Origin of the sequence: Rothia sp. (in: high G+C Gram-positive bacteria), assembly GCF_030540545.1 — a bacterium.
In the GTDB taxonomy this organism is placed as follows: Bacteria; Actinomycetota; Actinomycetes; order Actinomycetales; family Micrococcaceae; genus Rothia.
Genome location: NZ_JAUNVZ010000002.1, coordinates 123,239 through 138,245, shown reverse-complemented (window position 1 = coordinate 138,245; position 15,007 = coordinate 123,239). Strand labels below are relative to the sequence as shown.

Sequence of the window (15,007 nt, the reverse complement as noted above, 5' to 3'; positions counted from 1 at the left end):
AATCTTATCTTTCATATATGCTCTGTGTGTTTTGCAGGCTTGAGGCTGTTTATAGCGTGGGTTTAGCCCGCCACACTGTGGGTTTTCCACCCGCACCTATACAACAAAAATCATTGAAATATTGCGAAGAATCCATGAAATTTCTGAGTCTGAACACACATAGCTGGATGGAAGAATCTCAGCGCGAGAAAATCTCCGCCCTGGCGCGTTTCATTCACGAGCACGACGTGGACATTATTGCCCTACAAGAAGTCAGTCAGGATCGCTCCGCAGCGGTTATTTCTTCTCCCCTGAATTTCGATTCTCGTTCTACTTCTTTGCCCGTGCGAGCCGATAATTATGCCCTGCTGCTCATCGAGAATTTACAGGCGCTGGGCGCGCACTACAGCTGGGTTTTTGCCGAGGCACATATTGGATGGGACCGCTACGACGAAGGCGTAGCAATTTTAACCAAGCACCCCGTGGAGCAGGTGCAGGCGTTGGAACTCTCCCCCGAGTACAGCTACGAGCAGGTTCAGCGCCGCCGAGCCATCGCCGCACTGGTTGATAGTCCCGAAGGTCCCGTGTGGATTGCCAGCACCCATATGTCCTGGTGGAATCGCGATAATCTACCTCTTTTCGCGGAAGAATACACGAATCTGCACCGCGCTTTGACTGAATGCGCCGCGAGCGCCCCTGCGCCGGTGCTGCTGGCGGGCGACTTCAACTCCCCCGCTCATATTCGCTCCGAGGGGTACGATATGGTTCTTAGCTCCGGTATGTATGACACCCGCGAGCTGGCGTTGGCTGCAGCCGAGAGTAATCCTCAGGTGGTTATTGAGGGTGAGCATACGGTCCATCATGAGATTGCCGGTTGGGAAGGCCACTCCGGCGGACACCGTATTGATTTTATCTTTGCTTCCCAAGCGTTAGAGATGCTCAGTCACCGCGTGGTGCTGGGGGATAATACCCCGCAGGCTCTTTCCGATCATTCCGCTCTGCTGATTGCGTGTCAGCTACCCCGCGTCTAAATTCATTATCAGCCCATTAGTAGTTTCTAGGAGGTTCCCATGAGCTCAGCCGATACTCCCACCGAAATCCAGCCCTATCAGCAGTCTGTGGTGTACCAGATTTACCCTCGCTCTTTTGCCGATTCTAATGGTGACGGTGTGGGCGATCTGCCGGGTATTACCTCCCGCCTGCCCTATGTGGCGAAACTGGGCGTGGATACTATCTGGCTCTCCCCTATTTTTGCTTCCCCCAATGACGATAATGGCTACGATATTAGCGATTACCGCGCAATCATGCCCGAGTTTGGCACCATGGAGGATTTTGAGCAGCTGCTCGAGACCGCTCATTCTCTGGGGCTGAAGATTATGCTAGATCTGGTCGTGAACCATTCTTCGGACGAGCACGAATGGTTTAAGCAGGCGCGTTCTTCCCGCGAGAACCCCTACCGCGACTACTATATTTGGCGTGATCCTGCCGGTTTTGCCGAGGACGGCACTCCCCTGCCTCCCAATAATTGGATTTCTTTCTTCTCCCCTTCGGTCTGGGAATGGGATGAGCACACCCAGCAGTTCTACCTGCACTATTTCTCCGTCAAGCAGCCGGATCTGAATTGGGAGAATCCGCGCGTGCGCGAAGAAGTCTACGATATTATGCGCTTCTGGCTGGATAAGGGTGTGGATGGCTTCCGCATGGATGTTATTAACCTGATTTCCAAACCCGAGGACTTCGGCGATGACCCCGCCATTGCCGCCGGTTCTACCACCGTACCCCTGGAGCGTATTGCCAATGGCCCGCGCATCCACGAATTTTTGCAGGAGATGAACCGTGAGGTTCTCTCCCACTACCCGGGTGTGATGACCGTGGGCGAGACTCCGGGCGTGAGCACCGCCGATGCGGCACTGTACACCGGTTTTGACCGTCATGAAGTGCAGATGGTCTTCCAATTCGAGCATATGGATGTGGATGCTTCGAAGGAAGGTCACGGCCGTTGGAGTGAGGATCGTTTCTCCCTGGTGGAGCTTAAGTCTATTCTCTCCCGCTGGCAGCATGATTTGCAGGGTCGCGGTTGGAATTCCCTGTACTGGAATAATCACGATCAGCCGCGCGCGGTCTCTCGCTTTGGCAATGATTCGGCGCAGTACCGCGTCAAGAGCGCCAAGCTGCTGGCAAGCGTGCTGCACGGCATGCAGGGCACCCCCTATATCTATCAGGGTGAAGAGCTGGGCATGACCAATGTCTTCTTTGACGATATTGCCCGCTATAACGACCTGGAAATTCACGACGCCTGGCGTAAGTATGTTGATTCGGGTGAGATTGATCCGGAGACCATGCTGCGTTATATTAGCGCCTCGGGTCGCGATAATGCGCGCACTCCGGTGCAATGGGATGCGAGCGCTCACGCTGGTTTTACCACCGGTACGCCCTGGCTTGAGGTTAATCCCCGATTTAGCGAGATTAATGCGCAGGCTGCCCTGGAGGATAGCGATTCAGTCTTCTATTCCTACCGCGATGTGATTGCTGCGCGTAAGGCTCACCCGATTTTTGCCACCGGTGCTTATGCCCAGCTGCCGGGTACCGAAGAGGATCCCGCTCTCTTTGCTTATGTGCGCATGAATTCTGAGGCTGATGCGGCTGCTAGCGGCGAGCGTGCCCTGCTGGTGCTGGCGAATTTCAGCGATGAGCCCTATGAATTTGCTGCAGCTGAGGGTAATCTGAGCTCCTATGCGCAGTATGCCGGTTTGAAGAACCCGCAGCTTCTGCTGGCTAACTACCCGGAGGCTGAGCGCACCGAGGGCGTGCTGGCGCCCTGGGAGTCCCGCCTTTACCTGTACAGTCTGTAATTTTCTGGTTATTCTCTACTAGACGTTTTCGATATGAAAGGCTTTTATGTCTGAGATTTCTACCCCCTCCTATGCTGGCAAGCAGTGGTGGAAGGAAGCCGTGGTGTACCAGGTGTACCCGCGTTCTTTTGCCGATGCTAATGGTGACGGTATTGGTGATTTGAAGGGTATTACCGCTAAGCTGCCGTACCTGCAGAAGCTGGGTATTAATGTTATTTGGCTTTCCCCGGTGTTTGATTCGCCGAATGTGGATAATGGCTACGATATTAGCGATTATTTCGCGATTATGGGCGATTTTGGCACTATGGAAGATTTCGATGAGCTGCTTGAAACCGCGCATAACCACGGTATTAAGATTCTGATGGATTTGGTGGCGAACCATACTTCCGATCAGCATCCCTGGTTTGTGCAGTCTAAGTCTTCCCGTGAGAATCCCTACCGCGATTACTATATCTGGAAGGATCCGAAGGGCTTTGAAGAGGACGGTACCCCGATTCCCCCCAATAACTGGGCCTCTGAGTTTGGTGGATCTGCGTGGGAGTGGGATGAGAACACCCAGCAGTTCTATCTGCATATTTTCTTCAAGGAGCAGCCGGATCTGAATTGGGAGAACCCGCGCGTGCGTGAGGATCTCTATTCTATGGTGCGCTGGTGGCTGGATAAGGGCGTGGACGGTTTCCGTCTGGACGCGATTAATATTATTTCCAAGCCCGAGGGTTACCCGGATGATCCGGATACCGATTTTGAGAAGCACACCTCCTCGATTCCTTTTGTGATTGCTCATGGCACCATGGTTCACCCGTGGATGAAGGAACTGAATGCTCAGAGCTTCGGTCGTTATGATGTGATGACCGTGGGTGAGACCTCTCAGACTTCTCCCGAGGATGCCAAGCTCTGGGCTGGTTATGATGCCGGTGAGCTGCAGATGATTTTCCACTTTGACCATATGGGTGTGGACACCGACCCCGAGGGCAGCCTGGGCGGTAAGTGGTCCTACGCTCCCTATAAACTCAGCGAGCTAAAGCGTATTTTGAACGCTTGGCAGACTGAGCTGGAGGGTAATGCCTGGGGTTCGCTCTATTGGAATAATCATGATCAGCCGCGCGTGGTGTCGCGTTTTGGTAATGATTCTCCTCAGTGGCGTGTGAAGAGCGCTAAGCAGCTGGCGACCACTCTGCACTTTATGCAGGGCACTCCCTATATTTATCAGGGTGAAGAGCTGGGCATGACCAATGTTCGTTTCGAGTCGATTGATGAGTACCGCGATGGTGATTCGATTCGTTTCTACCAGGATATGCATGTGGAGCGCGGCAATTTGAGCCATGAGGATGCTATGCGCGCGATCTATATTAAGGGTCGCGATAATGCGCGTACCCCCATGCACTGGGATGCGAGCGCTCACGCCGGTTTCTCTTTCGGTAAGGATGTTCAGCCGTGGATTTCTGTGAACCCGAATTTTGCTGAAATTAATGCGGATGCTGCTCTGGCGGATGAGAATTCGATTTTCTATCACTACCAGCAGTTGGTGTCTTTGCGTCGCGGTGAGCTCAAGGATCTGATGGTTTATGGTTCTTTCAAGCCGCTGGATGTTGAGGATGAGCAGGTCTACGCCTATGAGCGTGTGGGTGGTGCTGAGGGTACCGATGCTTCTCAGTCTCTGCTGGTAATCTCGAACTTTAGCGAGCAGGAGCTGGAGCGTCACTATGAGGCGCTGGAGCAGGCTCGCGAAGCGGGTGCTTCGGTGGAGCTGGTGCATTCGAATTATGCTGATGATCAGGGTGCTACCTTGCGCCCCTATGAGGCGAAGGTTTACCGCATTTCGCGCTAGTACTCGCACTCTATAGCACGGTGGGGAGGGTCTTTCGGCCCTCCCCACCGCTGTATCCGCCACTTCTAAATGCTCTATCTGAAACCTCTTTTACTTATTTCACGTATCTGTATGAAGCACTCAATAAGTTGCATGCTTTTAAAGAAAAGTACGGGCTCGACTCAACCCCAGATTCACAGGATTCTTTCAGGATTTATGCAGGATTCTTTACATTTGGATTTCTAAGCTGAGAGTACCTGAACACTCCAGTGCCCAGGTCGCCGCTTCGACGAACGAAGCACCTAGACAGGAGCTTGCGATGACGCACCCTATGATTACTCGCCACCCCGATTCCGGCGGTTCTGCCCACACCCGGGCGCCGCACAGCACCGCCTACCTCGTGGGCTATTCCTCATTCCTGCTGCTTAGCGCCGGGGGTCTTTCCCTCGTGGGTCTGATTGCCGCTGAATACGGCAGGCAGGGCATGCGCATCCTTGAGGGGATCAGTGTTTTTGCCGTTCCCTTTGTTCTGGGTCTGGGTATTTTCTTTTTGGTGCTGGGTGCGGAATGCTTTAGGCTTTTTACCGCTCAGTATGGCAAACGCTACACGTTACTGCGTCTGATGGGTTGCTCCAAGGCATATATTGCAACCGGCATGTTTGCCAGGGCCTGGTGTGCTGCTCTGGTTCCTTGGTTGGTTCCGCTCTATATTTTCAGCCGTGAACTTGTGCTTCAGAACCATGCTATCGATTGTTACTTTATCTGTGGCACGCTGATTGTTCTGATGCTCTCAAGCGTTGCCCTGGTTCGTCATTTCAAGATCAGTACCCGTTAGCTTTTATAACTGCTGAAGTCATACCTTGTAGATACAGCGGTGCCCGGTGAACACTCTTCACCGGGCACCGCTTCTTGCATGCCATCTCAAGACCCGCAAGCGTTTAGCGGAAGATGAGAGCCAGAGAGTGGCTAAGCATATCTCGATAATTCTCGGATTCCGCCTTACCCAGCACGCCACCTCGACCGAGTACCGTAACACCGTGCACCAGCGACCATAGGGTCCAGGTGAGTACCTGCGGATCCACCTCGGGAGCCAGACGCATATTATGCTCGGCAAGATAGTCAAAGAACTCGCGGGAAATAGAGGCGCTCTCCTCATCCAGAGTGCAATCATAGCGACCCATCAGATCAAAAAGATGAGGATGCGCCTGAGCGAAATTCACATAACATAAACCGAATTCCAGAGCCTGTTCCCGAGCAGAATCACGCTCAGACAGGGCACGAAATTCATCCAGCAGCATACTATAACCTCGAGCACTCACCGCATTTTCTAGCGCGGTTTTATCTGCGAAATGGCGGTAGACCGCGGTAGGCGAGACTCCAACATGCTTTGCCAGGGCACGCAGGGAGAAGGAGCTATCCGTGGCAAAAAGCTCCAGGGAAGCATCAATGAGCGCTCGGCGCAGATCGCCATGGTGATAGCTATTGGAATCTTGCGAGACAGCCTTTCCCACATTAGATGTTGACACTGTAAACTTTTCTCCCTACACTGAATGTTATCAATGTAAACATACCATGAAAGGCGAAGCAATGACCACCATTTTCACCCCCTTCACCACCGTCAGCGGTGTAACCCTCCCCAACCGTCTGGTCAAGGCAGCTATGGCAGAAGATATGGCGGGCGGGCGTATGCTCCCCACCAATGACATCATTACCCTCTACCGTGCCTGGGCAGAAGGCGGCACCGGCCTGCTCATTACCGGCCACATTATGGTCGACCCGGCGGCACTCTCCGACCCCTCCGATATTGCCATTGTGGGTCAGAAGAACCTGACTCCCTTCAAGCTCTGGGCAGATGCAGTACACGCCGGTGGCGCCAAGCTCATGGCTCAGATCAACCACCCGGGCCGCCAGGTACAGTCCAATATGCCCGGCGAGCCCATCGCACCCTCCGCTATTGCGGTGCAGCTGGGCAGTCGCCGCGGCCTATTCTCCACCCCGCGCCCCATGACCGACAATGATATTGAGCGCACCATCGAGAATTTTGCGGACACCGCCTCCCTGCTGGCTCAGAGTGGTTTTGACGGTGTGGAAATCCACGCGGCTCACGGCTACCTGCTCTCTCAATTCCTCTCCCCCCTGACCAATCAGCGTGCCGATCGCTGGGGCGGTTCCCTGGAGAATCGTGCGCGCATGCTGGTGGAGATTGTGCGCCGTGTGCGCGAGCGCGTACCGGAGCAGTTCATGGTGGCGGTCAAGCTTAACTCCGCTGATTTCCAGCGCGGCGGCTTTGAGCCCGAGGACGCGAAGAAGGTTATTGAAATGCTCGCTCCCCTGGGCGTGGATTTTGTGGAGCTTTCGGGCGGTAGCTACGAAAGTCCCGCGACCACCGGTCGCTCTGCCGATGAGCGCACTATGGCTCGCGAGGCGTACTTCCTGGAGATGGTTGCCGATATGGTGCAGACTTCTCCCCTGCCGCTTATGCTCACCGGAGGTGTGCGCCGCATGCCCGTGGCTCAGCAGGTGATTGATAGCGGTATTGCCCTGGTGGGTATGGCTACCGCCCTGGGTGCCGTACCGGATCTGCCCAAGCATTGGGCTCGAGGCGAAGAGAATGCCGTGGCAAGCATGCCGGAGATTAAGATCAAGTCCAAGCTGGTGGCCTCCCTGGCATCTCTGGCTCGTGTGCGTTTCCAGTTCAAGCGTATTGCTCGCGCCAAGAAGACCATACCGGGTGTGCCTCCGCTGTTGGCTGTGGCTCGTGAGCAGGCGCTGTACGCTCTGGCTCTGCGCCGTTACTCCGCCTGGTACCGCAAGAATGTACGCTAAATCTTGCTGCTTAGGCTAGATATATAGAGTTGTGCCCCGGTGATACCCACCGGGGCACAACTCTATCCGTCTATTGATACCCCGGCTCTGCTGCGAATAGCACCCATGGATATTCCCAGCGTTTATTCAGGGTTTATCCATGAAACTCCCAGCTAGCATTTTTAGGCTGAAAGTAGTCCGGCACACAGGGTGGCGGATCTTCGACCAAGGAGTCAACGATGACCAACTCAGTACATACGCGCATCCCCGTATCCGGAGTCCCCGACCCGGATGTATCACCCAGCGTGCCGGTCGGCTACGCGGGACTCACTCTCGCAGCTCTTCCCGTATCCTTCTGGCTCTGGAATTTGGGCGCTGAAATCATACCGGCTCTTACATCCAATACCCCGCAGACCATTTCCCTGAGCTATCCTCTGATTTCCGGAGTCGCCTGGGCTATTGCCTTCTTTGGTGTGGGCGTTTATATCTTCTTCGCTCACCACCGCGGGGCACGCTATACCGCACTCAAGGAGCAGAAGGTAACCGCGGGGCATATTGTCACCGGCCTCTTCTTCCGCTCAGCCCTCGTCTTCTGGCTCTGGGCATGCGTTTATGCGTCCTTCTTCGCGGTGGATTCCTACCAGGCAATGACTTCCCATATATACGGTAGTGCCTCCTATGCTCATGCAGCTTTTGGTGCTCTCACCGCCGTGATTACTCTCTCCGGTGTGCTCATGAGCTGGTACCTGGCATGCAAGTTCCCCCTGAAACTCTAAAACCTATTGGCATCACACACAAAGAATCCCCGCACCGGTGAACGGTACGGGGATTCTTTATCGCTCAATGACAGCGAACCTTAGGAGATTACTCCCATTCAATGGTTCCCGGCGGCTTGGAGGTTACGTCCAGAACCACGCGGTTAACATCCTTCACCTCGTTGGTGATACGGTTCGAAATCTTAGCCAACAGGTCATAGGGCAGACGCGACCAGTCAGCGGTCATAGCGTCTTCCGAAGAGACCGGGCGCAGAACAATCGGGTGGCCGTAGGTACGACCATCACCCTGAACACCCACGGAGCGAACGCCAGCCAGCAGAACCACGGGGCACTGCCAGATGTGCTCGTCCTGGCCAGCTGCGGTCAGCTCTTCACGCACAATGGCGTCTGCTGCGCGCAGGGTTTCCAGGTTCTCGAAGGTTACTTCACCAACAATGCGGATACCCAAGCCGGGGCCGGGGAAGGGCTGACGTGCCACGATCTTCTCGGGAACGCCCAGCTCGCGACCAATGGCGCGAACCTCATCCTTGAACAGGGTGCGCAGGGGCTCCACCAGTTCGAAGGTCAGGTCCTCAGGCAGGCCGCCCACATTGTGGTGGCTCTTAATATTCGCGGTACCTTCGCCACCACCGGACTCAACGACGTCCGGGTAGAGGGTGCCCTGCACCAGGAACTTAATGTCTGCACCTTCTTCGCCCGCTTCGGCAATCAGCTGACGCTGTGCCTCTTCGAAGGAGCGAATGAATTCGCGGCCAATGATCTTACGCTTAGTTTCAGGGTCGGTCACGCCCTCCAGAGCCGAGAGGAAACGCTGCGACTCATCAATGGTAATGACCTTAATACCCATGGTGGAGGCGTAGTCCTGCTCCACCTGCTCGCGCTCGCCGGCACGCAGCAGACCGTGATCAATAAAGAAGCAGGTCAGCTGATCGCCAACAGCCTTATGTACCAGGGCTGCTGCTACGGAGGAGTCAACGCCGCCGGAGAGTGCGCAGATCACGCGGTCGCTACCGACCTGCTCGCGAATCTTTGCTACCTGGTCTTCAATAATATTGCCGGTGGACCAGGTCGGGGTCAGACCTGCGACGTTGTAGAGGAAGTTCTCCAGTGCCTTCTGGCCGTAGTTGGAGTGCTTGACCTCGGGGTGCCACTGCACGCCGCCGAGCTTACGCTCACGGTCCACGAATGCTGCCACGGAAGCGCCGGGGGTCGTTGCCAGAACCTCGAAGCCTTCTGGGGCTTCGGTCACGGAATCGCCGTGGGACATCCACACGTTCTGCACCTCGGGGGTACCTGCCAGGAAGGAGGGATCATCCAGCACGCACAGGGTTGCGTCGGTTGCGCCGTATTCGCGCAGACCGGTCTGGGCAACGGTGCCACCCAGGGTCTGTGCCATCACCTGGAAGCCGTAGCAGATGCCGAAGGTGGGCACGCCAGCTTCGAAGAGTGCGCGTTCACCCTTGGGGGCGCCTTCCGCGTATACGGAGGAGGGGCCACCGGAGAGGATAATGGCTGCAGGGTTCTTGGAGAGCATCTTTTCGGCGCTCATGGAATGGGGGACGATTTCGGAGTAGAAACCGGCTTCACGCACGCGGCGAGCAATGAGCTGCGCGTACTGTGCACCGTAATCTACGACCAGAACCGGGCGCTCTACCAGCGCCGGGCTTTGAGTATCAGTCACGGATTTACCTTAACTCTTGGACGGGCGCGCACGCGGGTGCGCGTTCTTGATTCTATTCTACCGTGTTCAGTTCCCCAGGAACACCCACGCTCTGGTGGAAAGCGAGAACCTTTCGAATAATATCCTCTTACCCCTGAGCGTGCTTCCCAAAGCCCTGTATCCGACTCAGGAAGACCTGCGCGAAGCCCTCCGGGAAGTCGGTCTAGAAGGCCGCGAGAAATCGAAGGTTTATCAGCTCTCCGGCCATGAGCGAATACACCGGCACCTAAAAGCTCATACGCATATAAAGGGGGGCGTTTCCTGTAGTCAGGAAACGCCCCCCCTTCTATTTATGCTTAGTGAAGCTCTTAGCCGCGGTGCTCAGGCACCAGAGTAATCTCAGCCTTCTGGAACTTCTTCAGCTCCAAATAGCCACAGGTAGCCATAGCGCGCTTCAACGCACCCACAATATTACTGGTACCGTCCACATGGTGCGAGGGGCCATAGAGAACCTCTTCCAGGCTGCCCACGGTGCCCAGGTGGGTACGCACGCCGCGCGGGAAGTCCAAAGAATGCGCCTCATTGCCCCAGTACAGACCCTGACCGGGAGCCTCGGTAGCACGAGCCAGAGGAGCGCCCACCATCACAGCGTCTGCACCCAAAGCCAGAGCCTTCACCATATCGCCGCTACGACCCAAGGAACCGTCAGCAATCACATGCACATAGCGGCCACCGGACTCATCCAGGTAGTCCGAACGAGCCGCAGCAACATCGGCAATAGCGGTAGCCATCGGAGCAGAAATACCCAGACCCTGGCGAGTCGTCTGAGCGGAACCGCCGCCAAAACCAACCAGCACACCGGCAGCACCGGTACGCATCAGGTGCTTAGCCTGAGAGTAACCAGCCACGCCACCAACCATCACCGGAACATCCAACTCGTAAATGAACTTCTTCAAATTCAGCGGCTCGTGGGAGGACGAAATATGCTCAGCAGAGACGGAAGCACCGCGAATCACAAAGAGATCCACACCAGCCTTGACCACGGTCTCGTAGTGCTCCTGGGTATTCTGCGGGGTCAGCGCACCGGCAACAATCACACCGGCATCACGAATCTGCTCCAGACGAGCGGTAATCAGCTCGGGCTTGATCGGCTCAGCGTAAATCTGCTGCATACGGGTGGTCGCAGAAGCGGGGTCTGCTTCGGGCAGCTCCACAATCTCCTCCAGCAGCGGCTGAGGATCCTCGTAGCGGGTCCACAGACCCTCCAGGTTCAGCACGCCCAGACCGCCCAGCTTGCCCAGAGCAATAGCGGTCTCCGGGGACATCACCGAGTCCATGGGAGCACCAATAATGGGGGTATCGAACTTAAACGCATCAATCTGCCAGGAAGTATCGACATCGCGACGATCGCGGGTACGGCGAGTGGGCACCAGTGCCACATCGTCCAGGGAGTAGGTGGGACGTGCCCGCTTGGACAGGCCAATCTGAATCTCGGACATCTTATCAATCCTATCGTTTCATGCTGCCGGTGCAGCGCATACGCGGGAAAGCCCGCTCTATCTAAGCATACCGCCCAACCAATATCTTCAGGACGGTAAACGCGCCAAATCCGGCACCCCCTTCTCCCGCTCACAGCGGGGAAGGGAATACCGGAATATGGGGCTTATGACCTCTTAGCCGCGGTAGTTCGGAGCCTCAACGGTCATCATAATGTCGTGCGGGTGAGATTCGCGCAGACCCGCCGGGGTAATGCGAACGAACTGACCCTTGTTCTTGAGCTCATCAATGGTGTGAGCACCCACGTAGAACATGGTCTGGCGCAGACCACCCTCGAGCTGGTGAATCACAGCGGAGAGAGGACCGCGGAAGGGCACCTGACCCTCAATACCCTCGGGGATCAGCTTCTCTTCGGAGGAAACATCAGCCTGGAAGTAACGGTCCTTGGAGTAGGACTTGTTCTTACCGCGGGTCTGCATTGCGCCCAGGGAGCCCATGCCGCGGTATGCCTTGAACTGCTTGCCGTCCATGAAGATCAGCTCGCCGGGGGACTCGGTGGTGCCTGCCAGCAGGGAACCGAGCATCACGGAGTCAGCGCCGGCAACCAGTGCCTTGCCGATCTCACCGGAGTGCTGCATGCCACCGTCAGCAATCAGGGGCACGCCCGCGGGGATTGCTGCCTTTGCGGACTCGTTGATAGCGCTAATCTGGGGTACGCCCACGCCTGCAATAATGCGGGTGGTGCAGATGGAGCCCGGGCCAACGCCGACCTTCACACCGTCAGCGCCGGCGTCAATAATAGCCTGTGCGCCCAGACGGGTTGCTGCCTGACCACCGATCACATCAACATGTGCTGCTGCGGGATCCTTCTTCAGGCGGGCGATAATGTCCAGCACGCCCTGGGAGTGACCGTTTGCGGTGTCCACGAAGAGAGCGTCCACGCCAGCCTCGACCAGGTTCATTGCGCGCTCGTAGCCATCGCCGAAGAAGCCAACAGCTGCACCCACGCGCAGGCGACCGTCTTCGTCCTTGGTGGAGCGGGGGTACTGCTCGGTCTTGACGAAGTCCTTGAGGGTAATCAGACCGACCAGCTTGCCGGAGTCGTCCACCAGGGGCAGACGCTCAATGCGGTTCTCGCTCATCAGGCGGAATGCCTCGTCCTTGGAGACGCCTTCCTTAGCGGTAACCAGGGGCATTGCGGTCATAATATCGCGCACCTTGGTTGCGGGGAAGTCCACGCGTGCCAGGTAGCGGATATCGCGGTTGGTAATAATGCCTTCCAGCACGCCCTCTTCGGAGACCACGGGCAGACCGGAGACACGGTAGTAGCCGCAAATCTGGTCGTACTCTGCGATGGTTGCGTCAGCGTTGATGGTCACGGGGTTGGTAATCATGCCGGATTCGCTGCGCTTAACGCGGTCAACATGTGCAGCCTGGTCCTCGATGGAGAGGTTGCGGTGAATAACGCCCAGACCGCCCAGACGTGCCATAGCGATTGCCATTTCCGAGTCGGTCACGGTGTCCATTGCAGCCGAGATAATCGGAGAGTTCAGGGTAATGCGCTTGGAGAGCTTGGTGGAGGTGTCTGCCTCGCTGGGGATGACGTCGGTGTTGCCGGGCAGCAGCAGCACATCGTCGTAGGTCAGGCCGGTGAAGCCGAAGGGATCTTCCTGCAGGGCGGTGGGGAGGGTCATTGCCGCATACCTTTCAGAGCCGTGTTTTCGCGGAATTCGATGAGCACCCGCGAAGGATATAGTTGTTAATTCTAGTGTAACCCTTTTTGTCGAACTCTAATATCTCGACCTATCGGGTTAATCTGATGGATTAATAATAACAACAAATACTTTACATGTAAAGTTATTGCTGTTTGGGAGCCTCTCCCCACTCCTGCGGCATACACAGCACCGGAATACAGGGGGCGAGAGCGGGGAAGAACACGGCGCGGGAACACACGCCAAGCGTGCGCCTCCCGCGCCGTATCATCACATATTAGTCCTGGTCTTCTTCCTCAGGCTTTTCAACAACCAAAGCCTCGGTAGTCAGAACCAGAGCCGCAATAGAAGCAGCATTCTCCAGAGCCGAACGAGTCACCTTCACCGGGTCAATCACACCGGCAGCAACCAGATCCTCATACTCGCCGCTCTTAGCGTTGAAACCGTGACCAACGGGCATCTCAGCAACCTTAGAAGCCACCACATACCCATCCTGGCCCGCGTTTTCAGCAATCCAGCGCAGAGGCTGAACCAGAGCGCGGCGCACAATCTGCACACCAACAGCAGCCTCACCCTCAAGCTCAAGAGAATCCAGAGCCTTCAGAGCGTGAACCAGAGCCGAACCGCCACCTGACACAATGCCCTCTTCCAGAGCCGCACGGGTGGAGGAGACAGCGTCCTCAATGCGGTGCTTGCGCTCCTTAGCCTCAACCTCGGTAGCAGCACCCACCTTAATAACGCCCACGCCACCGGCAAGCTTAGCCAGGCGCTCCTTGAGCTTCTCGCGATCCCATTCGGAATCCACACGCTCAATCTCGGAGCGCAGCTGCTGCACGCGGTCCTCAATAGCAGCCGGGTCGCCCCCGCCATCCACAATGGTGGTGTGAGACTTGGTCACGGTCACGCGACGAGCCGAACCCAGGTGCTCCAGAGTCACCTGAGGCAGATCCAGACCCAGCTCACCGGTAATGACGGTACCGCCGGTCAGAATCGCCAGATCCTGCATGATTGCCTTGCGACGATCGCCAAAACCGGGAGCCTTCAGAGCCACAGCGCTAATGGTGCCGCGCAGCTTATTCACAACCAGAGCGGAAAGAGCCTCGCCGTCAACATCCTCAGCAATAATGGTCAGCGGACGCTTAGCCTGAACAACCTTCTCCAGCAGGGGCATGGTCTCAGCCAGAGTGGAAACCTTGCCCTGGTAGAGCAGAATCAGGCTATTATCCAGCACAGCCTCGCCGCGCTCGGGATCGGTTACGAAAGAGGGCGAGAGATAGCCCTTATCGAACTGCATACCCTCGGTAATGTCCAGCTCGATCTCGGTGGAAGAGCCGTCCTCAATGGTGATCACACCGTCCTGGCCGACCTTCTCAAAAGCCGAAGCCAGCAGCTGACCAATCTGCTCAGACTGAGCGGAAATAGCGGCAACATGAGCCACCTCAGCACCCTCAACCGGGCGGGCGTTCTCCAGCAGGCGAGCGGAAACAGCCTCAACAGCAGCCTGAATACCGCGCTTAATCTCCGAAGGAGCAGCACCGCTAGTCACATTGCGCAGACCCTCATTCACCAGAGCCTGAGCCAGCACAGTTGCGGTGGTGGTGCCGTCACCGGCAACATCATTAGTCTTGGTGGCAACTTCCTTAGCCAGCTGAGCGCCCAGATTCTCGTACGGGTCATCCAGCTCAATCTCGCGAGCAATGGAGACACCATCATTGGTAATAATGGGGGCGCCCCAGCTCTTATCCAGCACAACATTGCGGCCGCGCGGACCCAGAGTCACCTTAACAGCATTAGCCAGCTTATCCACGCCAGCCTGCAGGGAGGCGCGAGCTGCATCATTAAATTCCAGCTGCTTAGCCATAAATTTTTCTCCTGAAATATAGAATGCGCGCTAGTGCAGCACGTGAGCACACAGAGGC

The 15,007-nt window shown here is 56.3% G+C and carries 11 protein-coding genes; 6 read left to right on the top strand and 5 right to left on the bottom strand.

Annotated elements, in window-relative coordinates; translation table 11 throughout:
* Positions 1-134 precede the first annotated feature (134 nt).
* The 4 genes from Q4P78_RS02275 to Q4P78_RS02260 all read left to right on the top strand — a co-directional run bounded on the left by Q4P78_RS02275 (position 135) and on the right by Q4P78_RS02260 (position 5,473).
* Positions 135-1,010 carry an endonuclease/exonuclease/phosphatase family protein gene (locus tag Q4P78_RS02275; protein WP_303338688.1) on the top strand — a complete coding sequence of 292 codons (876 nt, stop codon included), beginning with the start codon at positions 135-137 and terminating at the stop codon, positions 1,008-1,010.
* Positions 1,011-1,049: 39 nt separating this feature from the next.
* Positions 1,050-2,831, top strand: a complete 1,782-nt coding sequence (locus Q4P78_RS02270; RefSeq protein WP_303338687.1) for an alpha-glucosidase — start codon at positions 1,050-1,052, stop codon at positions 2,829-2,831.
* Positions 2,832-2,877: 46 nt separating this feature from the next.
* A complete protein-coding gene (locus tag Q4P78_RS02265) occupies positions 2,878-4,659 on the top strand; it encodes an alpha-glucosidase (protein WP_303338686.1) in 1,782 nt (593 codons plus the stop codon).
* Positions 4,660-4,957: 298 nt separating this feature from the next.
* The gene (locus tag Q4P78_RS02260) at positions 4,958-5,473 is read left to right on the top strand and encodes a hypothetical protein (protein WP_303338685.1); all 516 of its coding nucleotides are present in this window, start codon (positions 4,958-4,960) and stop codon (positions 5,471-5,473) included.
* Between the two features lie 103 nt (positions 5,474-5,576).
* On the opposite strand, the gene Q4P78_RS02255 is transcribed toward Q4P78_RS02260, so the two are convergent.
* Positions 5,577-6,164, bottom strand: coding sequence for a TetR/AcrR family transcriptional regulator (locus Q4P78_RS02255; protein ID WP_303338684.1), 588 nt, complete (start codon positions 6,162-6,164; stop codon positions 5,577-5,579).
* A 61-nt stretch (positions 6,165-6,225) separates the two neighbouring features.
* Between Q4P78_RS02255 and Q4P78_RS02250 the strand changes: the two genes are divergently transcribed.
* On the top strand, positions 6,226-7,464 hold the full coding sequence (locus Q4P78_RS02250; protein WP_303338683.1) for an NADH:flavin oxidoreductase/NADH oxidase family protein: 1,239 nt from the start codon (positions 6,226-6,228) through the stop codon (positions 7,462-7,464).
* Between the two features lie 218 nt (positions 7,465-7,682).
* Complete coding sequence (locus Q4P78_RS02245; protein ID WP_303338682.1) at positions 7,683-8,219, top strand: hypothetical protein; 537 nt, start codon at positions 7,683-7,685, stop codon at positions 8,217-8,219.
* 88 nt (positions 8,220-8,307) lie between these two features.
* Here Q4P78_RS02245 and guaA read toward each other — a convergent pair whose 3' ends face one another.
* The 4 genes from guaA to groL all read right to left on the bottom strand — a co-directional run bounded on the left by guaA (position 8,308) and on the right by groL (position 14,949).
* Positions 8,308-9,900, bottom strand: a complete 1,593-nt coding sequence (gene guaA, locus Q4P78_RS02240; RefSeq protein WP_303338681.1) for a glutamine-hydrolyzing GMP synthase — start codon at positions 9,898-9,900, stop codon at positions 8,308-8,310.
* Positions 9,901-10,247: 347 nt separating this feature from the next.
* Positions 10,248-11,378 (bottom strand): GuaB3 family IMP dehydrogenase-related protein, encoded by a 1,131-nt coding sequence (locus Q4P78_RS02235; protein WP_303338680.1) that lies wholly within the window; start codon positions 11,376-11,378, stop codon positions 10,248-10,250.
* A 174-nt stretch (positions 11,379-11,552) separates the two neighbouring features.
* Positions 11,553-13,070, bottom strand: a complete 1,518-nt coding sequence (gene guaB, locus Q4P78_RS02230; protein WP_303338679.1) for an IMP dehydrogenase — start codon at positions 13,068-13,070, stop codon at positions 11,553-11,555.
* A 295-nt stretch (positions 13,071-13,365) separates the two neighbouring features.
* Positions 13,366-14,949: a chaperonin GroEL gene (gene groL / locus Q4P78_RS02225; RefSeq protein ID WP_303338678.1), complete on the bottom strand. Its 1,584-nt coding sequence runs from the start codon at positions 14,947-14,949 to the stop codon at positions 13,366-13,368.
* Positions 14,950-15,007 lie beyond the last annotated feature (58 nt).